This is a genomic window from Gammaproteobacteria bacterium, from assembly GCA_041395725.1.
Lineage (GTDB): Bacteria > Pseudomonadota > Gammaproteobacteria > Pseudomonadales > Pseudohongiellaceae > NORP240.
Map to the genome: position 1 here is coordinate 215,824 of JAWKZW010000001.1, position 25,109 is coordinate 240,932.

General features: G+C 56.7%; 18 protein-coding genes. 13 read left to right on the forward strand and 5 right to left on the reverse strand.

Annotation, left to right across the window (positions count from 1 at the left end; genetic code table 11):
• Positions 1-35: 35 nt before the first annotated feature.
• Complete coding sequence (locus R3F50_00910; protein ID MEZ5488864.1) at positions 36-2,153, forward strand: PQQ-binding-like beta-propeller repeat protein; 2,118 nt, start codon at positions 36-38, stop codon at positions 2,151-2,153.
• 521 nt (positions 2,154-2,674) lie between these two features.
• The gene (locus R3F50_00915) at positions 2,675-3,418 is read left to right on the forward strand and encodes a murein L,D-transpeptidase catalytic domain family protein (GenBank protein ID MEZ5488865.1); all 744 of its coding nucleotides are present in this window, start codon (positions 2,675-2,677) and stop codon (positions 3,416-3,418) included.
• Between the two features lie 69 nt (positions 3,419-3,487).
• On the opposite strand, the gene R3F50_00920 is transcribed toward R3F50_00915, so the two are convergent.
• Positions 3,488-4,165: a 2OG-Fe(II) oxygenase gene (locus R3F50_00920; GenBank protein ID MEZ5488866.1), complete on the reverse strand. Its 678-nt coding sequence runs from the start codon at positions 4,163-4,165 to the stop codon at positions 3,488-3,490.
• A gap of 158 nt (positions 4,166-4,323) precedes the next feature.
• Positions 4,324-6,054 carry a CRTAC1 family protein gene (locus tag R3F50_00925; GenBank protein ID MEZ5488867.1) on the reverse strand — a complete coding sequence of 577 codons (1,731 nt, stop codon included), beginning with the start codon at positions 6,052-6,054 and terminating at the stop codon, positions 4,324-4,326.
• A 1,134-nt stretch (positions 6,055-7,188) separates the two neighbouring features.
• Here R3F50_00925 and R3F50_00930 point away from each other — a divergent pair.
• On the forward strand, positions 7,189-8,481 hold the full coding sequence (locus tag R3F50_00930; GenBank protein MEZ5488868.1) for a serine hydrolase domain-containing protein: 1,293 nt from the start codon (positions 7,189-7,191) through the stop codon (positions 8,479-8,481).
• A 310-nt stretch (positions 8,482-8,791) separates the two neighbouring features.
• On the opposite strand, the gene R3F50_00935 is transcribed toward R3F50_00930, so the two are convergent.
• Entirely contained in the window at positions 8,792-9,175 is a 384-nt protein-coding gene (locus R3F50_00935) for an AAA family ATPase (GenBank protein ID MEZ5488869.1), read from the reverse strand.
• A 210-nt stretch (positions 9,176-9,385) separates the two neighbouring features.
• Positions 9,386-9,937, reverse strand: a complete 552-nt coding sequence (locus tag R3F50_00940) for a hypothetical protein (protein ID MEZ5488870.1) — start codon at positions 9,935-9,937, stop codon at positions 9,386-9,388.
• A 907-nt stretch (positions 9,938-10,844) separates the two neighbouring features.
• Between R3F50_00940 and R3F50_00945 the strand changes: the two genes are divergently transcribed.
• The 5 genes from R3F50_00945 (at position 10,845) to R3F50_00965 (ending at position 18,096) form a co-directional block, all read left to right on the forward strand.
• A complete protein-coding gene (locus R3F50_00945; protein ID MEZ5488871.1) occupies positions 10,845-11,141 on the forward strand; it encodes an antibiotic biosynthesis monooxygenase in 297 nt (98 codons plus the stop codon).
• Positions 11,142-11,218: 77 nt separating this feature from the next.
• Complete coding sequence (locus R3F50_00950) at positions 11,219-11,719, forward strand: TetR/AcrR family transcriptional regulator (protein MEZ5488872.1); 501 nt, start codon at positions 11,219-11,221, stop codon at positions 11,717-11,719.
• A 347-nt stretch (positions 11,720-12,066) separates the two neighbouring features.
• The gene (locus tag R3F50_00955; protein ID MEZ5488873.1) at positions 12,067-13,842 is read left to right on the forward strand and encodes an autotransporter assembly complex family protein; all 1,776 of its coding nucleotides are present in this window, start codon (positions 12,067-12,069) and stop codon (positions 13,840-13,842) included.
• Positions 13,839-17,546: a translocation/assembly module TamB domain-containing protein gene (locus tag R3F50_00960; GenBank protein MEZ5488874.1), complete on the forward strand. Its 3,708-nt coding sequence runs from the start codon at positions 13,839-13,841 to the stop codon at positions 17,544-17,546. Before R3F50_00955 ends, R3F50_00960 begins: the two co-directional genes overlap by 4 nt.
• 109 nt (positions 17,547-17,655) lie before the next feature.
• Positions 17,656-18,096 carry a hypothetical protein gene (locus R3F50_00965; GenBank protein ID MEZ5488875.1) on the forward strand — a complete coding sequence of 147 codons (441 nt, stop codon included), beginning with the start codon at positions 17,656-17,658 and terminating at the stop codon, positions 18,094-18,096.
• A gap of 350 nt (positions 18,097-18,446) precedes the next feature.
• Here the strand turns inward: R3F50_00965 and R3F50_00970 are convergent, their stop codons facing one another.
• Complete coding sequence (locus R3F50_00970) at positions 18,447-20,444, reverse strand: hypothetical protein (protein ID MEZ5488876.1); 1,998 nt, start codon at positions 20,442-20,444, stop codon at positions 18,447-18,449.
• A 160-nt stretch (positions 20,445-20,604) separates the two neighbouring features.
• On the opposite strand from R3F50_00970, the gene R3F50_00975 reads away from it, so the two are divergent.
• The 5 genes from R3F50_00975 (at position 20,605) to R3F50_00995 (ending at position 25,024) form a co-directional block, all read left to right on the forward strand.
• Entirely contained in the window at positions 20,605-20,964 is a 360-nt protein-coding gene (locus R3F50_00975; protein ID MEZ5488877.1) for a group 1 truncated hemoglobin, read from the forward strand.
• A gap of 132 nt (positions 20,965-21,096) precedes the next feature.
• Positions 21,097-21,636, forward strand: coding sequence for a YSC84-related protein (locus R3F50_00980; GenBank protein ID MEZ5488878.1), 540 nt, complete (start codon positions 21,097-21,099; stop codon positions 21,634-21,636).
• Positions 21,637-21,710: 74 nt separating this feature from the next.
• Positions 21,711-22,739 carry a DUF2272 domain-containing protein gene (locus tag R3F50_00985; GenBank protein MEZ5488879.1) on the forward strand — a complete coding sequence of 343 codons (1,029 nt, stop codon included), beginning with the start codon at positions 21,711-21,713 and terminating at the stop codon, positions 22,737-22,739.
• 228 nt (positions 22,740-22,967) lie between these two features.
• Positions 22,968-23,621, forward strand: a complete 654-nt coding sequence (locus tag R3F50_00990) for a hypothetical protein (GenBank protein ID MEZ5488880.1) — start codon at positions 22,968-22,970, stop codon at positions 23,619-23,621.
• Between the two features lie 143 nt (positions 23,622-23,764).
• A complete protein-coding gene (locus tag R3F50_00995) occupies positions 23,765-25,024 on the forward strand; it encodes a nucleoside transporter C-terminal domain-containing protein (protein MEZ5488881.1) in 1,260 nt (419 codons plus the stop codon).
• Positions 25,025-25,109 lie beyond the last annotated feature (85 nt).

Sequence of the window (25,109 nt, forward strand, 5' to 3'; positions counted from 1 at the left end):
AACATGAGTCGCCTATCTGAATCGAAGGTACTGCCTTGAACACTTGTATTCTTTCGCAGCCAGAACACTTCTCGAGCCCTGCCCCCGGCAAGATACCTGTTGCTTTTCTTCTGCTTGCTTTTTCTCTGCTGATCGCCACGCCATCGTTTTCTCAGGAGCGCGGCACTCCTTACGGCGAATGGCACTTTCAGAGTGGCGACGCCTGGGGGACCCGCTACTCGCCCCTGGACCAGATCGATGGTGATAATTTTTCCCAACTGGAAACCGCCTGGCTCTGGCGCGGCGACAATTTTGGCCCGCAGGTGGACTACATCAATCGAGCCACGCCGCTCTACGTCAACGGAAGACTCTATACCGTGGCAGGCTCGCGCCGGACCGTAGTAGCCATCGACCCGGCCACCGGCGAAACCCTGTGGACCTTCCGCGAGCCGGACACCACCCGCTGGGAACGCTCCATGCGGACCAGCTACGGGAAGGGCGTCGCTTATGGCCAGATTGACGGACGCGATGTTATCTATTTCACCAGCCCGGCGTTCTTTCTCTGGGCACTGGACGCAGAGACGGGCCTGCCGGTGGAAAACTGGGGCACGCCGGTGGGTCTGGAAAGTTTTCCTCAGACCGGCGTCGTGGACCTGCTGCCGGACCTGCTGGCGGACTGGGGGCCCTGGCTGAACAGTGGCATTGACTATGACCCTGAGTTTGGCATCCCCCGGGAGCTGGGATACATCACCAGCTCCTCCCCTCCGATTGTCGTCAACGGCACCATTGTGGTGGGTAATTCCGCCGAGCAGGGCTACAACCAGACCCGCCTGGAAAACGTGCCAGGTGACATTCTCGGTTACGACGCCGGGACCGGAGAGTACCGCTGGAAGTTCCACGTCGTCCCCCGCCCGGGTGAGGTGGGGCATGAAACCTGGCTGAACAATGCCTGGACCTATACGGGTGACGTATCGTCCTGGGCGCCCATGTCCGCCGACCTGGAGCGGGGCATCGTCTACATCCCCACCAACACGGTGACTATCGATTATTTTGGCGGCTTCAGTCCTGGCGACAACCTGTTTTCCACCAGCATTATCGCGCTGGATGTACGCAACGGCGAAAGACTCTGGCACTACCAGGTAGTGCACAGCGACCAGTGGAACTATGACCTGCCGAATGTCCCGCTGCTGGTGGATCTGACTTTTGAGGGCCGGGAGATTCCAGCGCTCATCCAGAATACCAAGCACGGCTTCATTTTCGCTTTCAACCGGGTTACCGGCGAGCCCATCTGGCCCATCGAAGAGCGCCCGGTGCCACAGACTACCGTGCCAGGCAACTGGACTTCACCTACCCAGCCCTACCCCACCAGACCGGAATACATGGAGCCTGTCGACCTGACACCCGATCGGGTAGTCGACTGGACCCCGGAAATACGCCGCCGTGCGCTGGAGATTCTGTCCACGTTCAATGTGGGCGGACCCTTCCTGCCCCGCAATCATGCCGGTTTCAACGGCGCCCTGAACATGGCATGCGAAGGTGGCGTCAACATCTATCATCCGTCCATCATCGATCCCACCACAGGCATCATGTATGCCAGCCACAAGCCCCGTTGCAGTGGCGGGCTGGTGCAACCCGGGGCCGATGTCGATGTGCCGGACAGTATCATGACCACCGGCACAACCATTGCCCAATGGGTGGCCGGACGCGGTATCAGCCTGCCCAGGGTGGAGGGACTGCCCATCTTCAAGCCCCCGTATAACCGCCTGTCTGCCTACGACATGAACCGCGGCGAACGGATATGGTGGATTCCCATCGGCGAGCCTTCCGAGCAGGTTAAAAACCACCCGGCCCTGGCGGGCGTGGACCTGACGGACTGGGGCGGTGGCGGATTCGGCAACCAGGGCGGTGAAGCCATCCACCTGGTGATGGGGGATCTGCTGGTCTACACCACCGAAGGGTTACGGGGGGCACCGCATCTGAGCGACGCGGGGCTGCCCTTGTTGCACGCGGCAGACAAACTGACCGGTGAAATGCTGGCCGAAGTTGAGATCCCGGTCACCGGGCAGTACGGCATGATGACCTACCTGCACGAGGGCAAACAGTACCTGGTGGTACAGATAGCCTCCAGTGACTTTCCCGGCTCCCTGCTGGCACTGGCCCTGCCTGAGGGTTAGACAGCTTCAGCGCGTACCCGAATCGCGGTAATCCACCGAGTGTTGGGCCGTTATTGTGATACTGTTGATCCGCAACGAAATGTACTCCAGTGCCGATGGCGGAGTCCAAAGGGCTGAGAGACAAGAATCGAACTGATCTTCAATATCCTCCCTGAGCGGAGGGGGGTAAGTTTCAGCAGTTAAGAAGTAGGGATTGAATCCTGTAGAATATTGACTATAGATTAGACGATATGCCCCGTTTCACACTTGAAAGTGTCCAAAGCCTCTCGCGCAACTCATTGTCTGCTGCCTTCGGCGGCAGCGGAACTTATCAGTGTTCGGTCAATATTGTCGTCAGGCAGCCAGGAGAAAAGCCTGGTATCCGGGTAATCTGGCTGGTGTGGTGCATACCAAGAATCGTGGCACACCAGCAGTCGGCGGATTGAGGAGCTGGTTTTCGATTGACAGATTCGCTTGCAAGAACTATCTAAAAGATTAGTTTAAAAGAAAGGCTCATGCTGAAGAGTCCGGGGAAAGGTTTTATGTTCAGTCGCTTTAGCCGCTTTATTCGCGCCACGGCCCTCTGCCTGGCATTTGTTAGTGGGGTTACCCAGGTATATGCCGAAATACCAACGCTGGCCAGCCGTCTGGGATACACGGCGCCGGATCTGAATCCGCAGGTAATACAGCGGGCTGTCGCAGCGATGAACTGCGCAGTCAACCACGGAGCCAAACCGGCCAGAAGGCTGGCTGTTATCGACTTTTCCCTACCCTCGTCACAGCAGCGCTTATGGATTTTTGACTTGAAAACCGGCGCTCTTTTGCTCCAGGACTTGGTTGCCCACGGCAAGGGCTCCGGCGGCAACTATGCCAGAACGTTTTCCAATCTGGAGGGCAGCCACCAATCCAGTATTGGCCTCTTTCGAACCAGAGAAAGCTATATAGGCAAGCATGGCTATTCGCTTCGCATGGACGGCCTCGAGCCGGGGATAAATGATCAGGCGCGCAGCCGTGCCATTGTAATCCATGCCGCCGACTACGTGGATGAAAGCTGGATCGATCAGCAGGGCCGTATCGGTCGCAGCCAGGGGTGTCCGGCGGTTCGCCCGGAAGTGGCACGCATGGTGGTGGATAACCTCAAGGGCGGACAGTTCATGTTTTCTTACTACCCGGATGAGCATTGGCTGGCCACTTCAAAGTATTTGAATTGCCCGGGGCCAGAGGAAGGAAATCTTATCGCGGCAGTAAGCAAACAGGGCGATCTTAAGCCTGACCGATCCCGTTAACCTAACGGGATCGATTCGCCATCAGCTTTTTTCTTTGCTTTTTCAAGAGTGTCCAGCCAGGGAAAGCAATCAGAGCGGCGGGTCCACTTTGTCAAACACCGAGCTGTTAACTCGATACCAGCCAGCGATAGCGTATCGGTCACGGGCTGCGGGCAACACTTCATGGGGAAATTCCTCACTGAGAAACACCACCAGAGAGCCAAGCAAAGGTGTCACCCTGATACCGTCGAGGTCATCGTCATTCTTATAGATCACCAATTCTCCGCCATCTTCCGATGTCCAGCCCGGATTAAGGTACAACACCAGCGACAACACCCGGTTTGCCTCCCCCCTGAATGCATCTTTATGTCGCTTGTAATAGTCCCCTGTTCCATAGTGCGAGAAGTGACTCTCAAAAGAGAACAAACCAAGCAGCAGCTTCTCATTAAGATACTTTTGCAGTGCGCGAGCCCAGTTCAACCAGTTTCTGCCGGCCGGCGAATCACCTTCTATCCAGCAGATCTCATCCGTGCGAACAAATTGACTTCGAACAAAATTACCTCCACGACCTACCCCGGCGGCTGAGAATTTCGCCTCGTTCATAGACACCACATGGCTGTGGAGTGAATCAACCAGACTCGTGGCAAGGGATGCGGGGTTAATACTGAACCCAGTTTCTTCAAGATCAGCGGCGATGCGGGCAAAAAGTGCCGGATCACCATCCTGCTCCGCTTCAGTGTTTGTTATTCCCGACAACGACCTCTGCATTTCACCGATGCTCTGTAGACCAGCCATTCAATCCGCATGGACAATACTTGCCAGCTTTTTACCTGCGCACAGATGTTACGCAAACTCTACCTGGTTGCACAGCCTGTCTTGGAAGAGACGGGTACGATCAGTCTCGCTCAGAGAGCAAGGATTACGCCTTATTCAACAGGTGCTTCAGCTATCCTAAGAGTTTGACCTCGTTCCACGGTCAACTCGGTAACCATGCCACTGGGCCAGGTGATGGTGACCGGTACGGAAGCCTGGTCACCAAGCTGAAGTAACAGGGTTTTGCTGTTCTGGCTTTGAAACCCGCCTGTTGAACGTACGAATTGATAGCGCTGCGACTCACCCTCACCATAGACCACCCGGGCGCCAATAGCGTCACGATTGCTGCGGGTTCCGATCAGGGTCAGCCAGGCTGCATTGGCGGTCTTCGAGGTCTGTCGCATGAATAGCTTGTTAGTTTCCCGGGACTCGGCTTTCTGATTAAAGTCGAAGGGTGGATGGCCACCCAGGTTGAAAAAGAAATCAGTGAATCCATCACGATTAATGTCTGCAAATGCAACACCGTGTCCACGGGTCATTCTGTGGCTGGCGTCGGGTTCAATAAATCGCTCGGTACATCGTTCGAAGCGACGCTGGCCAAGGTTGCAGAATATGATGTCCTCGGCGTTGAAAAACGGATCACCGCTACCGATCACGATGTCGGGAAACCCGTCATCGAACAGGTCACCTATCCCCAGCCCCATCGTGTTTTCAAGAGGTGCCAGGTCAACCTCTCTTCCGTCGGCACTGCTCAACCGTTGCTGCTGGCGCTGCTGACGAGTTTCGCTGACCATGGGATTGATGTCAGTTGCCGATAATTTGTCCAGATTGGCCGTGTCTATGCCGTTGGCTCTACCCACCTGCTGAAAAGTGCCATCCCCATTGCTGAACAGCACATAATCCTGGGACTCCCAGCGCCCCAGATAAAGATCTTCATGCCCGTCCTGGTCGAAATCGGCGGTCGATGCAGCGAAAACCGCAGGTAATCCACTGCGGCCTTCGAATGGCGCAATAAATACCTGATCGGTAACCTCTGTAAAGCGATTGCCGTCATTGCGGAAGAAGCCATGCCAGTCGATACCGGCTATGTAGAGGTCCTGATCACCGTCCTCGTCATAGTCAATCCACACCGGATTTTTAGCATCCCGGTGCCCATAATCCCGCAGGCCAAGCTGCTCACCCCGTTCCGTAAACTGACCATTGCCTTCGTTATGGAATAACAAAGGCCTTTGTCTCAGCCGCGTTACGATAACATCCAACCAGCCATCGTTGTCGTAGTCGGCCCAGGAAACTCCCCACCAACGGTATTTCTCACCGTCTGCCTGCTGGTTACTCAGACCCGTTTGCTGAGTAACATTGACGAAGCCCTGACCGAGATTGATACGATTTTCCAGTAAGGCCAATGTGGAGTCAGTCGTATAGCCTCCGTTAGTTACCAACATATCAGGATCGCCATCGTTGTCGAAATCGGCAAAGGATCCAGCCCAGGTCCCCAGAAAATCGTCCGGATTCAAATTGAACTCGCCCGGGATAAAATTACCACGACCATCGTTGATATAGAGTATTGACATGCCATAGGGTCGGCCGTAGAGGCGGCCATCCGTATCGGCAACAAACAGGTCATCATCCCCATCGTTGTCGATGTCGACAAAAGAGGCGCCTCTACCATAGCCTGTTACACCACCCAGCCCGCGTGGCTCTGCAACCTGACTGTAGAAGTCGTCGCTATTTCCAGTTGTGCCGGACTGCTGGGCAAGGGCAGTACTGGCAGGTAACGACAGGTTGGCGGCTGACAGCAAAAACAGCGCCGACCGGCAAGTCGGGATTCCGTTGAACAGCTTCATTTTATTCTCCCTTTTTATGCGGGCAACTAACACGGCTGCGGGGCTACCATACTATCCGGGCGAGCGGAACTTGGCAGGGCATAAGAAGCAATAAGGCTATCCCTGGAGGAGAGTGTTGTCCAGGTTTGTAAGAGTCGAATCCTTTGAAGCCCGCTAACAGTTCCCGACAGATTAACCAGGTTGCACCTGTTCATTGGCGCCCGAGCTCTGCTTGTTCTGGGTTGAGTAAAGAAGCAGCCAGACACCAGTCAGAGCAGAGGTTCATGTCCTGAGCTTGGCCTGATCTTTGTCTTTTTTACTTAGCTGCCGAAGAGTGTGGTGTGTAGCGGGATTTAACCCTGAATCGTGGCTGGAACCTGGTGTATGATCCAGGCTAAGTCTGCAGTTGATACAAAAGGTCAACCAGGCTTCCCGGTCTGCCGCTTATTGCATTGTCAGTGGGTGAATAACCCTGTCAGCATGAACAGCAGCGCTCTCTGAATTAGCAATGCACCATGACTGAAAGTGAGTGTGACTTTTTTAACGGCTTATGGTGGACATCGACCGCCCCGGCTGTTGAATCGCATTGAAAGCCGGCCCGGTCATCACCATTTTTTTCCTTCCGAGTAATCTTGAGTCCCGCGCAACCGCTAGCAGGCATAGGAGCAACTGTTCGATCCCTGTATTCGCTGCAGAATGGCCCCGGATTCTCCAACCAGGCATGCAAATCAGCTTGTCACTATCTGTTGAAGAATGTCATTATCCGGGGAGCCTCTGATTAGTTAGCACAATGCTCTGCGAGAGTCTGCCGGGCAAGGCCTTCAGGCAAGCCCGCTGGCTTCGTTGCACTGCCTTGACAGGCCGACGCATGCCGGCGGCAATACGCCTTGTCAGCGACCTCGTCTGAAGGCCAGAGCGAATCAGAGGCGCCCTGGTAAAATTAGAAATTGCAGAAAGCAGTGGCCGCCCTCCTCGGCTCAATAGCCATCGTAAGGGCGGATTCATGAGCGACCAGCCTACCATAGCTGGTAGTGTTGCAAGGGAATCTGCAGCTTACGGTCGCATTACCAATAGCAGGATCGATAACGGTAGCTCCAGCAGAAGTGCCGGTAACAGTAGCGCCAATCAGAACTAAAAATAATGAGGGATATAGCCATGTTGTTGAGACGGTTTCTAAGCAGTTTAGTAGTGTTAGTCGCGGTAGTCTGCGCGCCGCTCTATGCCGACGACCACCTGCCGGTGGTTGCACCAGCAGAAGTTGGATTCGACGCTGAGCGTCTAAAGCGCATCGACACTTTTTTCCAGCAGAAAGTAGACGACGGCGAACTCGCCGGCATCGTCACACTGGTGGCGCGCCACGGCAGAATCGTACATCACAGCGCGGTGGGCTACCTGGATGTGCAGCGCGGGATTCCCCTGCGCACCGACTCCCTCTTTCGCATCTACTCCATGACCAAGGCCATTGCCACAACCGCTTTGATGCAGCTGTATGAAGAGGGCAGGTTTCAATTGCAGGATCCAGTCTCCCTGTACATTCCCGAATTCGCAAACCTGCGGGTGTTACGCACACCGGATGGCCCACTCGACGAAACCGTGGCGATGGTACGGGAGCCCACGGTGCAGGATCTGCTGCGTCATACCGCCGGCCTGTCTCATGGCCTGGGCACCAGCGAATACGATGAGCGCTTTGTAGGCTCCGGCGTATTCGATACCGATACCTCCCTTGAGGAGATGATGTCACTGCTGTCCGAGTTACCGCTGATGAACCAGCCAGGCTCACAGTACCGCTACAGCGTGGGCCCGGACGTGGCACTGCGTCTGGTGGAAGTCCTGTCCGGCATGCGCGCCGATGAATACCTGGCTACCCGGCTTTTTGAACCGCTGGCGATGACAGACACCGGCTATTGGGTGGATTCCGACAACGCGGCACGCCTCGGCCCGGTGCACTGGATGCGCGACGGCCAGCTGGTACCTATCGATGAGGAATATGGCCACCCGGCCGGTGGCGTGCTGGTGCAGCCCTGGTCGGTGAACAGCTATACCGTTGACCATGGCTTCAATCGCGGCAGCTATGGCTTGCTATCCACCGCCGAAGACTACTGGAAGTTCGTCCAGGCGATGCTGAATGGGGGCATACTTAACGGCGAACGCATTCTAGGCCCACGCACTGTCGATTTCATGGCGTCCAATCACCTCACCGAAGAACAGATCTTCAGCGCGGCAACCGGATTCGGACTGGGTTTTGCGGTGGTCAACGATCAAGGACAGCTTGGCTTTCCCTTCAGCGAAGACACTTTCTACTGGGGTGGAGCCGCTGCCACAACTTTCTGGATCGATCCCGAGGAGGATCTCGTGGTCGTCGGTATGACCCAACACATGGCGGTACCGGGAACCGGCGCCCTACGAGGTCAGCTGGCGGCATTGGTGTATAGCGCGCTGGTCGATTAGATCTGGAACAATAGGTAAGGTTAATGGGTGTTCATAGGGACACCCGTTAGCCCCAGCCGGTACCGATAGATGGACAACAATAAAAGACGACACCCATTAATGCACTAGTGATATAACCAGTGAATTAGCTGGGCAGAACATCAAGGAAAATCGAGCTGAGCCGATCTCGAAGCGGAACGATCGGTGTAACGAGGCGATTGAAGTTCTTCACCACTACAGTATCGGTCAGCCCCATGACGAGCGATTGTCGTTTAGAGGCCGATAACGCCTTAAGCAATAGCTGCCTGCATGAATCGTGGCCCGAAAGGCTCTATTGCCCTTCCTGTTCTATGGTCTGGATGTCGAGTCCTTCAAGATCACCCGGTTCCTGAGAGAATCTGTTCAGTTCATTAAAAACTGACGGAGCATCGAGCCTGGCACGCTCCGGTTGTTCAATTCGCCTCCTGGCGATTCTTTCCAGGCAGGTATCATCGCTCACTTTAATATCCGTTACGTGTGGCGCAATAAGGGTCTTCAACCTCGATGAATAAATAAGATAGTCATCCAATGTTCGTATTTCGTCGGGATAAAGTGTCGAAAGCCAGTCATCCTCTGAAATGAGGACAGTATTCTCCTCGCTTGCCATCACCTTTGATCTGGTTGTCTTGCCGGCACCCATCTTGCCGCAGAAAAAATACAGTGTTCCGTTTGTCAATTTCTAACCCATAGATTCAGCGATAAATAGGGACAGACGCGTTCTCTAGCCAGGATTTATCTGGCGACAATAAACAAGGACAGAAAATAAGTCTGTCCTCACTAATCACTCCATTAGTCACAGTTGGCGGGTGCCAATGCTGCTGAACCCAGAGTCAAGCGAGCGGAACCGGGTTTAACCAGGGTATCCGGACGCGGCTGCTCGGTCGGGTCAGTCCTCTCGGCTGCAGCGTGGGTCGCTGAGCTGTAGCCCGAGGATGAAATCCCTGGGTACGGACAGCGGTGCACAACCATGACCGGTTCCGCAGATCAGATCCCACTCTGGCCGTGCCAGCTGATGACAGCCGTAACAGTTATCTCCAAAACGGTTCACCACCTCGGTAGTGCCGCGGGCGGCAAATACGGAGTTGCCAGTGGAGACATCCAGTTCAATGAATTCCCAGTCGTTAGTCGCGGGATTCCAGCCCTCCTGGTGCTTCACCATGATCTCGGTGGGAATCAGCGATACCACGGAACCTGGCGGGTAGCCGCCACCGGTGGGGGAGTTCGCCACTGCCAGCGTAGCGTCGAGGTCACCCAGGATGTTATCCACATAGAAATCACCAGCCGTCGCCTTGGTCATATCAGTCAGGCAATCGAATAGATCTGCGGTCAGCGGCAACTGCTTGTCCGGGTCCTGGGAATAACCCTGGGTGTGAATCAGGCCCGTCAAGGTGAGCAGCGCAAGGCCGGGAAGGAGCAATCTGGATCTGGCTGAAGGCATGGGGGTCTCCCGTTCTCTGGTTGCAACGCCGCCGATACAGGCGGGTTAGCGACCGCATTAGCTTATAGCACGCCCTATTACCGAAGCAAGTGCGATAAACTTGCCAGCCGGTTCTCCCTAGCTCGAGTTGTCACCCACCTGGCTCCGGCGGACAATGAGCGTGGTCGGGGCTTAGTAGACCAAGGTGAGAATCGTGGCCAGTTAACTCCGCTGTATGAAGAGTAAGGGGCGATCTGGTGATTGTCTTTACGGGGCCTATGCGTATTGCTGCGCAGAGGCTCAGCAATGCAGGGGAACTTACCTGTCTGGTTACTTACGTGTCTACCTGCCCGGAGCCCGACCTAGGGAGCCTCTGATTAATTACCACAACGCTCTGTGGGAGTCTGTCGGGCGCTACTGCTAGGCGTCGTGCGCAGGGAATAGTCACTCCCTTGCCAGGCGCGACAACGACGCAGTGGCACCAGACAGGCCCCGCCCGACGGGGCCTTCAGACAAACCCGCTGACTTACCAGACCGGCCCTGGTGGATGCAGTTTCAAAATAAAAAGGCGCTGGTAATTGGGATCAAAGTAAAAATACAGTACTGACTCCATTTATTGCTGACCCCATTGATTGAATCCTAGAAAACCAATCTGCTTCTATTAATACGGAGTTTCTGCCTGCGGTGTCTGATGCGTCGGCAACAGCAACAGCAAAATTAGTCCATCATACTCTTTCCGATAGGATGGCTCAGATCGCGGTACTTTAAATTTGACCAGAATCAACAAGGCGTAAAACCGAAGATCATTACCTGCCCGGTGAGGAGGACATAGCTACATTTGAAGCACTTGGTACATAAAAAGCTTGCTCAAATAATACATGTACCGTATGGTACATTCCATGAGTTTTCCGCAAGCACGGAGTCAACCATGATCGTGATTAAAGGCAGGATTGATTGGCAGGACGGAACGCCGCCACTAAGTGCACTGGCTAACTTTGCTCAAACCGTACGTGAACGTCACTCGGGCAACCTGGAGTACCAGCTAAGTGTTGATGTCGGGAATTCAAAGATCCTGCATCTATTTGAACACTGGAAATCGCGTGGTGACTTCGATGCTCACCTTCTATCACCGGAAGTCGCCGAGATTGGAAAGTTCCTGGAAGGAAAATCCACTATTGTTAATTTATCAGTGTTCGATGTGTCGGATAGGTCTGAGCTCGTCTGATGATTAGCTGGAGGTTATAGCGTTGCACGGAGGTTGCGGCTACACTACACACGCGTACGCAACCGACGTGGATACGAGTGAACTCCCGAACAAACAACGACAGGAAACGCGCCGAGATTACGAAACTCGTTGCCAATCACCTTGTAGTGCAGGGATTTGGCAACAGCGGAATCAGGTCATTGGCATCGAGCGCAGGCTTGAGCAATCGGATGCTGCTGTACTATTTCGAAAGCAAGGAGGCTCTCATCCATGAGTCCCTCATGTTCATCGCGGACGGGCTGGAGCAGGAGTTGGACACCCTCCTGCCCGCTGATGGCGTGTCCGGAAAACAGATTCTCAACACTTTAGTCGATGCCGGTCGCAGCGATGCAGTGAAACCATTGCTCCACTTGTTCTTTGAACTGGTCGGTCTCGCCATGCGAGGCGGCGAGCCCTACAGAACTCTCACCAGAACCCTCCTCGAACGCTGGCAGCGCTGGATCGAGAAGAAACTTCGGGCGGGCCAAAAACACCAGGCGCCGGAAATTATGGCCCGCCTGGAAGGCCACCTGCTGATCAACCTGATTTTCGAGGATTAATCAATAATCCTTTTCTGACTCCATTTAACAGCTTTTTCTTACCAACCCGGCCCCTGCCGGCCATGCCGCTCGAATCCCTGTTAAACAGAGTGGCGCTGCCGGCGCAGTTTCCCGGATAATTAAATCGCCTTAGCCCCTTCAACGTGTTCCCGTGTCACTGTAGCTGCCAGACAGTTGACCAGCTTTTCTAATGCTCTAAACTCTTCATTCTGTCAGTCTACTGCTATTTCAACGGACACTCCGTGTTCGCCAGTCTCCAGGGCGTTGATAGTCCAGTTTCGATTTGTACTTCCAGTGATGGATCTTTTCGCCTCCGCTGCTGGCAGCACAGGGTAAAATTGAACAACATGATAAGAAGCTACCTCATTGCAGGTTTCCGCGGCCTTGCGAAAAGAGGCCGACTGCAGTATCTGTGTCGGCTTGCAGCCGCCTGCCTGCTATTGCTGACCGGCACACCGGTCTCTGCCCAGGCGCCGGCGCTGCGCATGGACGGCGCACCTGCGCCACTTGAATCCAATATTCGTGCGCTGGTGGCGCTTCCTGATCAGGCCTGTGAGACCCCGATCCGGGACCTCACCAGATTTCTACCCGACATTCGCCGGCAGATAGTCAGGGCCGGGAGGGCTCTGGGCTATTACTTCCTCACTGAAGAGACTTACTTCATCGAGGAAGAAGACTGTTGGGGGCTGCAGGTTTCACTGGAACCCGGGCAGCCCGTTACTGTCGCCGCCATCAATATTCGGGTAGCGAGCAAGCCGGAACTGTTTGCCGAAACCCTGGAGGACCTTCCAATTCAAGAGGGCGATCAGCTCAACCATGCTTTGTACGAGCGAACCAAAGCAGAATTGAGTTCCCGGGCAGTGGAGCTGGGTTTCTTCCTCGCCCGCTTTAACGCCTCCGAGCTGCGCCTGAACCTGCAGGACAATACGGCGGAAATCCACATCGACTTTGAGCCTGGCGAGCGCTTCACGTTCGGGGAAATTGCTCTTCAACCCCTGGAAGCCTTGTCGGAAGATTTTATCAGGCGCTACATAAACTTTGAGGCCGGCAGCCCCTACTCGGCAAGCAGTCTGATCGAACTGCGCAATGTGCTTAGTGAAAGTTATTACTTCAGCACCGTGAATGTGACCCCCGCACTGGAGCAGGCCGTTGATCAGGGCGTACCCATCCAGGTGGGGCTGGAACTCAGGCCACGGCGCATCTATTCCACCGGCGTAGGTGTCACCACGGATATCGGGCCCCGGGTTCGTCTTGACTATGAAGACCGCTACCTTAACCAGCGCGGACACCGTTTTGACGTCAAGTCCAGCGGCTCACCCGTTCAGCAGATGCTTAATGTCAGCTACACGGTTCCCTGGCAGAATCCGGCCACCGAGCAGCTGGTTTTTTCCAGTGGCCTGCAGCGCGAAGACACCGACACCTTTGTCTCTCGAACTGCCAAGCTGGGAGCGAGCTACAGTTTTATAAACCGCTGGCTCTGGCGACAGGCCTATTTCCTGAACTATCAACATGACCGCTCCACCATCGGCGACACCGACGAGGTTACCGATCTGTTGATTCCTGGCGTCAGCATTTCGCGCACGCGAGCGGACGACGCACTGTATCCCGAGCGAGGCTGGAACCTGTATGCGCAATTGACCGGAGCTTCGGACACTCTATTGTCCACCGATTCCTTTTTGCAGCTGCACTTTGGTGGCAAACTGATTAATCCTCTGGGACCTGGCAGAATTCTGTTCAAATTTGAAGGCGGCACCACGGTCACGAACGCGATTGAGGACCTGCCCGTTTCAATCCAGTACTTTACCGGTGGCGACCAGACGGTGCGCGGCTACAAATACCAGTCTCTCGCACCACTGGATGATTCCGGTGAACTGGTTGGCGGCAAGCACTTGCTGGTGGCCGGAATCGAGTATGACTTCAATATACTGCCGAGCTGGAAACTGGCCGTGTTCGCCGACGCGGGCAACGCGTTCCTGGATGCAAACAATATCGATCTGCAGAAAAGTGTCGGCATAGGCGTGCGCTGGCTTTCGCCACTGGGACCCGTGCGGGTTGACCTCGCCTCAGCCCTCGACGACGACAACCGCCTGCGCCTGCACCTGACCATGGGGCCAGACCTGTGAACTGGCGAGCCCTGCAAATCAGGAAACTGGCAGTCGGACTGTCGCTCTTTCTGCTGGCCCTGCTGCTGACAGTGTTGTCTGTCATCAGCCTGGCACTGGGTACCCAGAGAGGCAGCAGCTGGGTGCTTTCCCGCGCGGTGGAACAATTAAATAATCTGCCTGGCCAGCAGCTGACCCTTGGTGAGACAGCAGGCACCCTGGCCAGGGGGCTGCAACTGCGGGAGGTCCACTACCGCAGCGATACCCTGCAGGTATCGGTGGCGCAGATTGACATCGACTGGAATCTCCTGGCGCTGTTGTCCCGCCGGGTTTCGGTGTCGATGCTCCGGCTGTCCGATACGCGGCTGGAATTTACACCCGCAGAATCCTCCTCGCCGCCAGGCCGACAGCCCGGCGACCCCCTGCTGACCTTCAATCCGCTGCCCGTTACACTGGAGTTTGACCAGGTTTCCCTGGACCGCTTTCAGTACCGCCAGACCGGGCAGGAACTGCAACTTGAAAGTGTCACGTTCTCGGTTGCTCTGGCGGGGCAGGAACTCAACGTTTCCGACTTGGCGCTGACTTCGGAGCTTGCAGACTTAACGGGGGATCTGTCCCTATCGCTGAGCGGGTATTTACCACTGCAGGTCAATCTCGACTGGCAGTACCATCCGCACATCTTTCCGGATTCCGGGCCCGCTGCCGGTAGCCTGATCCTGGGCGGCGACCTGTCAGAACTGCAGGTTTCCCATCAACTGGGAGAGCCTTTTCTGCTGTCCAGCCAGGGACTGGTGGATGTCGGCGTCACCGACAACGCCAATGCCCTCTCGCTCAACCTGACCCACAACAGCGACTCGCTGATTTTACCGGCCACCCTTACCGGCACACCACTGACGTTAAACGAACTGAGTCTCCTGTCCCGTGGCAGCCTGGATCGACTGCAAATTTCGCTTGCCATGGACATAGAAAGTGACCTGGCGCCAGCGGCCAGCGTTTCAGTAGAGGCAATTTTACTGGAGGATGAACTGATCGTAGATCCCATTGCCGTCATCACCAGCAGCGGCAGACTCGATGGATCAGTCACTATTAATCTGGGCAGCACCATTTCGGGGGCACTGCAATACCGACTGTCGGATACCGCCCCACTGGAGCATCTGGCAAGCCTCAGGGAGGACGGCGCTGAAGAGCTGCCTTTTGAGATCATGGATCTGATCAGCAGCGGTGCGGCAACCTTCAGCATTGCAGACGGTAGTGTACAGGCAGCCCTGCAGGTAGCCGAGCTGAGTGGAGAATTCGGCGACTATCCTTTCCAGGGCAATGGCCAAGTGGAGTACCTGGATGGCAGCCTGCAATTCGACTCAGTCAATCTGTCCACGGCGGACAATCAACTCTCCGTTTCGGGCAGTCTGGCAGACGAGCTGGATTTCGGCTGGGAAATCAACGCACCGCGCCTGGATCAGTTCATGGCGGGACTGACAGGCAGGCTGATTGCCCGCGGCGAAGTGACCGGAACCCTGGATGACCTGAGCCTGGACGCGGCGGTCGATCTTAGCTCCACACGTTTCGACGCCTATGCCATCGACAGTCTTGGCCTTGAGCTGTCGCTGCTGGACGGCACGCTGCAGGGACAGCTGTCGGTGAGCGGGGCAAGCCTGCAGAGCGAGAGCCGGGTGGACAGCATTGATTCTCTGACCCTTCAGATCAGTGGCTCCGAAACCAGTCACGCACTGTCGTTGCGTGCTCTGAGCAGCTACGGTAATGCAGATCTTGCGGCGACAGGCGGCTTCACGGATCTGGCCGCACTGGCCTGGGAGGGGCAGCTGGATCAAGGCACGCTGGAGACACCGATTGGAGAATGGCGGACGACTGCCGCCACCGCCATCTCGGTGACTTCCGAAGCCATCCGCGTCGCTGAAAATTGCTGGGCACAGAATGACGCCTCGATCTGCCTGGACTTTTCCATGCTGGACCGGGCGACGAATCCTGTCACGCAGCTGCGCAGCCGCGTCAACGATTATTCCCTGGAAATTTTCAACCAGCCGGATTCCCTCCCGGAAGAATCCGGTCTCCCGCCGCTGGCCATCCCGCGACTGCCGGAAGCTGTCAGGGTAACCGGTTTTGTCGACGCGGAGCTGGCGTTGACGCTGGCACAGGAATCTAATCCTGCCATCAGCATCGAGGTGCTGCCCCGTGCGGTCTCGATCGATCTTCGTTCCACAAGCACGGAGGAATCGGCAGCGTCCGAATCTGCCGAGCCAGTTACCCAGACCTGGCTGCTGATGGAGCCGAACCTGGCTGCCAGCCTGGCGGACCGGCGCTGGGAATTTACCACTGCATCCGGGCTGGGAAGACTGAACGCTGGCGATGGGCTTGCCACGCCCGCCGGCTCTTTGGATGCCCGGGGCAGTCTGGCGGAAAACGGTAACCTGGAAGCAACCGTCAATGCCTCCCTAGGCGACCTCGCCTGGCTCGGCGCCTTTGTTCCGGCGGCGACCAGCCTCGGTGGGTCTCTGGGTGCCATAATCGATCTGAGTGGCAGCCTGGAATCGCCACAACTGGCCCTGGATATTCAGCTGGCGGAGGGCCGGCTGGAGCTGGCAGCTCTCGGGGTGGACTTCACCGAAATCAACACACAACTCAAGAGTGACAGCAACGAGTTGATCGAGTTATCGGCCAGTGCGGTTTCCGGAACGGGAGACCTGGCTCTTTCCGGACGGATAGTGACCCCGTTCGCAACAACCCGGCACCTGGAAGCGAGTCTGTCCGGCCAGCAGTTCACGCTGGCGAATCTGCCTGATCTCAAGCTGGCTATCTCTCCAGAGCTGGAAGCCACCGCCGACAGCGAACGCATCAATGTATCCGGCAATCTGACGATCCCGGTACTGAACCTTGTCCTGCGGGAACTGCCTGAGCAGGCGGTGGACATTTCCAGAGATGCCGTGGTGGTCGCTTATCCCGCTGAACAGCCCGACCTTGCGGCTACCACCGCTTCCGAGCAGAGCAGCGTTTTCAATATTCCGGTAGTCGCTGATGTAAACATCCTCCTTGGAGAGGATGTCAGCCTGAGGGCCTTCGGCTTCACCTCCACCCTGGCCGGGAATCTCAACGTCCAGCAACGGGAAAATGGCACCAACCTCACTTACGGTGAACTGGAGATCGTTCAGGGGGATTACCGCATGTACGGCCAGTCGCTTCAGATCCGGGGCGGCAAGCTGCTGTTCTTCGGCGCCATGGACAACCCGGCCCTGGACATGCGCGCAACCCGGACGGTGGGAGACACGACTGTCGGCGTGTTGATGAACGGGACCCTGAAAAACATCCGCAGTCAATTATTCTCAACGCCCGCCCTGCCGGACAGTGACATAATCGCGATTCTGGCGACCGGCAAGCCTTTCTCCGAGATCGGACAGGGCGAGCAGGACCGCGACGCTATGCTGGGATCCATAGCGCGGCTGGGGCTGAGCAGAAGCCAGGGGCTGACCAACCAGGTCAGGGAGCAGCTGGGCCTGGACTCACTGGCAATAACCAATACCGGCAGCATCAACAACACGACTCTTACGGTTGGCAAGTACCTCACCCCGGATATCTTTGTCCGCTATGGCTTCGGCATCTTCGATCACCAGTCCAAGCTGGCCCTGGACTATTTCCTGACCGAACGATTCACCCTGCAGGCAGAAACCGGTGAATACCAGAGTGTGGATCTGATTTACCGGGTCGAGCGATAGTCGCTAGCAGACGACGAAAGTTTCGCGGCAGTTGGTCCTGGGAGTATAATGGCAGGGTCGAAGAAAAGTCGGCACTCCGTTAACCCAGCCCCAACACTCAGTTCACACCATGAAGAACTCCAACCTGCAATTTTATGGACTGTTCATCGTCTTCGTTGGCATTCTGGCCACTGCGGCTGCCTGCCTGGGCACTGCCTTCGCCCTGGGGCTGATCAGCGCCAATGGAAACCTGAGCCTGCGCAATGCCCTGTTCCTGCGCGACGCCGTATTTTTTCTGATTATCGGTATCGGCGCTTTGCGCTTCGGACCCGGAATCCGGCAGTATTCCAGGCGGGCGCTGGTGTGCTGGGAGTACACTGCCTGGATTGTGGCCGTGCTGGTACTGCTTACAACCCTGGCGGCAATACTGCTGGTCAGCATCGGCGCGGAATACCTGGTGTTCACCGTTTTCTACCTGATGCTGGCAACCTCTGCCACCGCCGTGCGGCGGAATAACCAGGGGTTTTTCGAGTTCCTGGATCGCGGTCGCGAAGAAGTCTCCAGGCAATAGCGCGATCCCCCACTTGATCACTTTGACTGTCGAGCGCCGTGGCAAAACAGTCAAAATTCCCTTCTGTACTCTGAATTAATCGAGCCAGTTCCCGCTTTGGCTTTTTGCCAGGCCCGATTCCCATTTCTCTGGCATTGCCCGAACATCCTGGACGTTCATGATACTCACCGAATAAACCACCAGTTCGAAAATCAATCGGTTAAACCAGGAAAACTGCATTCAAATGACGATAAGTCACCTGCGCTGGCAGCCCGGCTCATCGTCTAAGCAGCCGGGTATTTGACCGGGGTAGCCCAGCGAGACAGTTCCAGGTCGCTGGTTTCAAGTAACGCCAGGGAAGTGGATATTTTTCAAACGATACCGGGAATCCCCGCCCGGCTTAGCGCGTTGATAAAGTGTCGGCGCCGCGACTCATCCTTGTGGGGAAAGCTGCGCCTGAAAACGTCGAGACTGAAATCCGGTCGTCGGGACATTACCCAACCGGCTTTCTCGCGGGCTTCATCACGTCGACCTGCCAATTCCAGGCATCCGGCCGCAACCGCATAGGTGTGGAAATGGGCATTCGGCTCATGGGTCGCGCGCAACGCCCAGGCAGCTGCCTCCTCAAAGCGACCCTGATGAGCCAGTGAAATGCCGCGACTGGACTTCATGGCAAACAGCAGGGGATCAAACGGGCTGAGTCGCTGCGCGGAATCCAGAAACGGCAGCGCCACTTCGTCCTGACCGGCGTGTATGCCGATGAAACCGCGCGCGTAATGGCCCTGTGCATAGTTGGGATTGATGGACAGAGACTGATCAATGGAGGCCAGCGCCTGATCATGCTGTCGCGAAAGAAACAGCGCGCGACCCAATGACCAGTGACCCATGGAGTCCCGCGGATCCAGGTCTACACTGGCCTGACCGGCAACGGCTGCCCTGGCAATTTCATCATTCACGTTGTCAGCGCTGTTCAAAAAGGCGCGTGAGAAATGGGTAAAAGACAGCCCGGCGTGGGCCCTGGAAAAATAAGGATCCAGTTCGATTGCCCGGGAAAACAGGTGATTGGCTGTCTCGTTCTCGGCCGGCTGGAAATGGAGACTATGCCAGAGCCCGCGATGAAAATACTCCCAGGCATTGAGATTCTCTGGTTGCTTCATCAGAGAACGGCGCGCCTCTTCAAGCTCAATGGCAGACTCCATGGCTGCGATCACGGCGCCGGTGATTTCGTCCTGAACACTGAACAGATCATCCAGTTCCCGATCATAGTGCTCCGACCAGACTTCCTTTCCATTGCTGGCATCAAGCAGGTTGACTGTGACTCTTACTCGCCGGTCTCCGCGCTGGGTCGAGCCTGATAAAAGATACCTGACGCCTAATCTTCGACCTATCTCCTGGGGCGAACAGGAATCAGCGCTGAATCTTGTTGAGGAAGCCCGTGAAATAACAAAAAAATAAGGCAGTCGCGCCAATCTGGAATTCAGGTCAGTGGTAAGACCTCTGGCCAGCACGTCACCCCCCTCATGGTTGCCGAAGCAGGTAAAATCGAGCACCGCGACGGAGGGCTTTTCCGGCAGGGCGGGCCAGTACCCGCCCTCGCCGAACAAGCACGCTTCCCGTTCACTGGCTGAAACAGCCCGGGATTTTCCTGCCAACCCTTGCCAGCCGGCAACCAGCGCAGACTCGGATTGGCCATTCTGGCGATAGGTATGCAGAACCCTTTGAAACACCTTGCGCGCATTCCCGGTGCCCTGCTGCGCGCTTAATTCCTGCAGATAAACCAGGTTGGCAGCATCGTTCAGCGGGTTCTGACCGACGCAGCGGCTGCCCAGGTAAAGGCGCTGTTCGCTTTCCAGATCAGTTCTTAGCAGTAACTGCCGTATCAGACGCAGGTGAAGCTGCGCGATCGTGGTTCTGGCGGTTTCAAGCCACAGATTGAAGCTCACCCCACCCACATCCACCAGTTTGCCGAGGCCGGCAGGCGCGAAACTCTTTTCCAGAAGCAGCAGCTCATCCCGGTCAAGGTGCGCTATGCCGGTGTCAAGAAGCCCGCTTACCCCGAGAATATCAACATCGACAAGGCGGGAATCGATTCCGATTGAATCGGTGCCCGCTTTCAGCCAAGGCTTTTCGCTGCCACCCGTAATGGCTCGCAGCCGGGAAAGGCTCCAACGCAAAGCAGCCCTTGGGTCATCGGTGTTCTCCCACAGTAACTCGCACAGCTCGGCGCGCTCGACTGGCCTGTTTTCAAGTGCCAGGAAGGTCAGCAATGCCCGGGTCTTACGGGACTGAGGCAGAGCTGCCGGCTTCCCCTCCACCAGAACCCGCAGCCCGCCCGCCAGGCGGATTTTTATGGGTTTCTCAGTTTCCATGAATATTCAAACGCAATTTTCAATGCCTGCTTACACGCCAGACGCAGACTATAGGACTGGACCCGTTTCGGATTATAAAACCAATCATCGCATAGATCCTTGGGTTTCCGTTATGACCCAGGGCACCAATTGCTCAACCCATAACCAACAGGAGAATTTTATGTCTGCTTCACTCTACGAGCGCCTGGGCGGTAGCGAGGGCATCACCCGCATAGCGGGCGATCTGGTCGACATTCACCTGGTCAACCCTGCAATTTCCAACAGATTCGCCAATTCCGATATCGACAAGCTGAAACACAACGCGGCCACTTTCTTCATCAGTGGCACGGGTGGACCGAACGTTTATGAAGGCAAGGATATGCTGGCGGCCCACAAGGGAATGAACATCTCAGCCACTGAGTTTATGGCCGTGCTGGATGACGCCCTGGCAGCATTGCAAAAGAACAATATCGGGCAACGGGAACAGGAAGAGGTGTTATTCGTGTTTTACAGTATGCGCGGAGATGTCGTACTCGTCTAGCCGCTGAGTGATGCACTGCTGCCTTGCAACGTTGCAACGATAAATCCGGTTGCCTGGCGGTGTCACGGTTGACCGACTGACCGGAGATGGGGAATACTGGCCGGGAGATTCACTATTCAGACAGGTAACACCATGCAGCAATTCCCAAGCCTTCTCCTGGCGGCCCTGCTGGCGCTGCTTTCAGTTCCTGCCCTGGCCGACTCCAAGGCGGAAATCGATGCCAACGTGCGAGTCGCCATGCAGGAGTTTTATGAAAAATCCCCCGCCGGAAAAATTCTCGCCGAGGATGCTGCCGGTATGCTGGTATTCCCCAAAGTGCTCAAGGCCGGCATCGGCATCGGGGGCGAGTACGGCGAAGGGGCCTTGCTGGTGGGCGGACAGCCGGTTGCCTACTACAACACCGCATCGGGCTCCATCGGTTTTCAATTCGGGGCCCAGATAAAATCTCAGGTTGTGTTGTTCATGGACCAGCAGGCTCTGGACAGGTTCAGAAACAGCAATGGCTGGGAAGCTGGCGTAGACGGCAGTATCGCGCTGATTGAGTTTGGCGCCGCCGAAGAAATCAGCTCCAACTCTATCCAGGACCCGATTATCGGCTTCATCTTCTCGAACCGGGGTTTCATGTATAACCTCACCTTTGAGGGATCCAAGATTTCCGAGATATCACGCTGAGCAGAGACCAGCGTGATGAGTGCCCGTCACGGCCCTTCCTCGATACCCTGAATCCCCTGCCCCGGGTCTATTCCATGCGCACCAGACCACTTACCTGCCTCTGTGCTGGCCTGATTCTGAGTCTTTCAGGCCCAGTGTCCGGTCAGCATGGCGCCCTGGAACGCCTGCCGGGCGAGATCCTGGATGTGCGGGCTCCGTCCGATCGCGTGTCCGGAGCGCCGGGGACGATGAGGATCGAGGACCGGGCCTGCAGTGCGATGCCTGCAGCAGCGCTGCGGTCACGCATTGTCGATACTGCCGTGCAGGAGTGGGCCTACTTTGGCTTCACCCTGCTGGATTACACCGTAGCAACCGAACCGGATACCCGATCAGCAGGCAACCGGCGCCGCTGGTCACTCCTGAGCCCTGAACAGGCCGGGCGGGTGGCGAACAGTATCGCCGGCTACTGGGCCGCGGCTCCGGACAGCAGCTGGATACTGCAGCGCCAGAACGAACGCTGGAATACCCTGGGCCTGGCGGCCCGCTGGCGGGATCCCTGGTCCGCCGCGTTTATCTCCTGGGTGATGTGTGAGAGCGGGTTAGGTGACACAGAACATTTTGCCAGAGCCATTGCCCACCATACCTATATCGATCAGGCCATCAGGGCCCGGGACGGAGAGAGCAGCGGAGCTGCTTACGTGGCGTACGATACCGGCGAGCAGTCGGTGCTGCCAGGGGACCTGCTCTGCCGCGGCAGTCGTCCCGCCTACCGGTCCCTCGACGAGCGCCGTGATCATCTGGGTGCTGGCGCGAGGACCCATTGCGATATCGTTGTCAAAGTGGATGAAGACAAACCGGGCTTTTATGTAATCGGCGGCAACGTGCGGGGCACTGTGGGCATGAAACTGCTGCCTGCCGCCAGGACGGCCGCCGGGTTTCTCCAGCCCCTGCCCTACGACCGCCGCCAGATCTTCGCCCACCTGCAGTTACAGGCCGATCCGATACCGCTTGATGCGCTGGCTGCAAGCCCTGTCATGCAGGCGGCCGGTTGCTCACTCGCCACGACACCGCCTCTCATCGTGCGCCAGGATGCTCCCCGGGAAACCAGTAGCACCGCCTGCTGATCGCCGTGGTTCGCCGCCTGGACGCCACTGCCAACTGCCCACGCGGTGTCTGCCTGCAGCGGCACTGCTCTGTCCCTCAAAAGACCGCAACCGGCCGAATGGAGCTGCTGGGCAGCGCGGCGCCCAGGCAGACATTGACCTGCCCCATGATCCCGAAAAACTGACACGCTTAACCCGTTGTTCTTGAGGTATAATCATTGCTTCCTCAGTCAGTGCGTACCCCCATCGATGAGTCTAGGTCACCTGTCAGTCGCTATTATCCTGTTAGGGCTGTTCATCTACCGCTTCTTTCTGAGCGCGGCCGGCAAAAGCTGTACCCGTCTTCTGACCGTGGCTCTCGGCGCGGGCCTGGGTCACTTTGGACTCCAGGCCTTTGTGTTTCTCTTCAGCGATGCGGCAGTAGTTAACAGTCTGTTGCTCGTCGCCGAGACGCTCTATGTCCTGTTTTTCATGTTACTGGCCCTGCATTACACCAATCGAAACCTGCCGGTGCTGGGCTACTGGGTTGCCCAGCTGCTTGTGTACCTGGCTCTGTTGACGCCGGGCATACTGGTCTTCGTCGCCGACGGGTTCGATACACCGGCCTACACCGAACTTGTGCGCTCACTGCTGCTTCTTTCTGCCACACTGGCCTTCGTGACGATCAATCGCTCACCGGACATGCTGAACACCCAGCCGGTATTCTGGATTCCAACCCTGATCGTCGCTACCGGCTACAGCATTGCCACGTTTGCCAAGGTGATCTCCACACTCGTGCATTTCAGCGGCAGTGGCTACGCCGGTCTTGCCGCCACCATTTCCTCACTGTTGGGTGCGGTGGCTACCCTGCTGCTGCTGATTTTTCTGGCCGCCAATATCTCCTGGTTCAGAAAAGCGGTCTGATTCAGGGGAATTTACTTATTCCGGACGTCTTTTGTCTGCCGGACAGTTCCTGTAGAGTCAATTCGATTCGAGAACCTCTGATTCAGTGCCGCACTGCGCTGGCTCGTGATCAGAGTTTTCCCGACCTGGAGCGATGATTGATTATGTCTTACCTGCAGGCTGTGCTTGGTTTGATGGTTTTTATTGGCCTGGCGGCACTGCTCAGCGAACGCCGTCAAGCGCCCCGCTGGCAGTTAGTGGCCGCCGGACTGGGCCTGCAGTTCGCTTTTGCCCTGCTGGTGTTTCGACTCGAATTCATCCAGCAGGCGCTTTATGGCATAAACCAGGCGGTAGCCGCCATTGTCAGCGCAACGGAGGCCGGCACGCTCTTCGTGTTCGGCTACCTGGGCGGCGACCCCGCCAATGTGGCCTATCCTTTCAGTGTGGACGACCCGGGTGCGGCCGTGATCCTGGCCTTCCGTATTCTGCCACTCATCCTGGTCTTTACCGTGCTTTCTGCCATTCTTTGGCACTACCGGATCCTGCCGCTGATCGTGCAGGGATTTTCCCTGCTGCTGCGCCGCAGTCTGGGAGTCAGCGGCGCCGTGGGGCTCGGTGCTGCGGCGAACGTCTTCGTCGGCATGGTGGAATCACCAGCCCTGATCCGCCCCTACCTCAGCACCTTGAGCAGAAGCGATCTGTTTATCGTGATGACCTGTGGCATGGCGACCATTGCCGGCTCGGTCATGGTGCTTTACTCGGTGATCCTGGAAGGCGTGGTCAGCAACCCTTTGGGACACATCATCACGGCGTCGGTTATCAGTGCGCCTGCCGCCATCATGCTGGCCCTGATCATGATTCCACCGGACAGAGAGGCCACGCCTGCGCAACCCCCCGCCATCGAAAGCCAATACCACAGCCTGATGGACGCCATCACCCGAGGCACCAGTGATGGTCTGCGCTTGACGGCCAACGTGGCAGCCATGCTGATCGTACTGGTAGCCCTGGTGGCACTGACAAACAGCCTGCTCTCGCTGCTGCCCGACCTGGGTGGCATGCCGATAACCCTGCAACGGCTTTTCTCACTGGCTTTTGCGCCACTGGTCTGGCTGATGGGTATTCCCTGGCAGGAAGCCCTTGCCGCCGGCAATCTGATGGGCACCAAGACGGTGCTGAACGAACTGCTGGCGTTCCTGGCCATGGCTGAATTGCCGCCGGGCACCCTGTCGGAAAAATCCACCCTGATAATGACCTATGCCCTGTGCGGCTTCGCCAATTTCGGCAGCCTGGGCATCATGATTGCCGGGCTGTCGGGTATGTGCCCGGCCCGGGCTCAGGAAATCGTGACCCTGGCGCCCCGCTCACTGATCTCCGGCACTCTCGCCACCTGTATGACCGGTGCCATCGCCGGGCTGCTACTCTAGTAGCCGCTGTGCCGCCCCCGCGTGGGGGCAACCGTTCGCAGGGGACACTGATCAGATCAGGGCACGACAGAATCTATGAGATCGC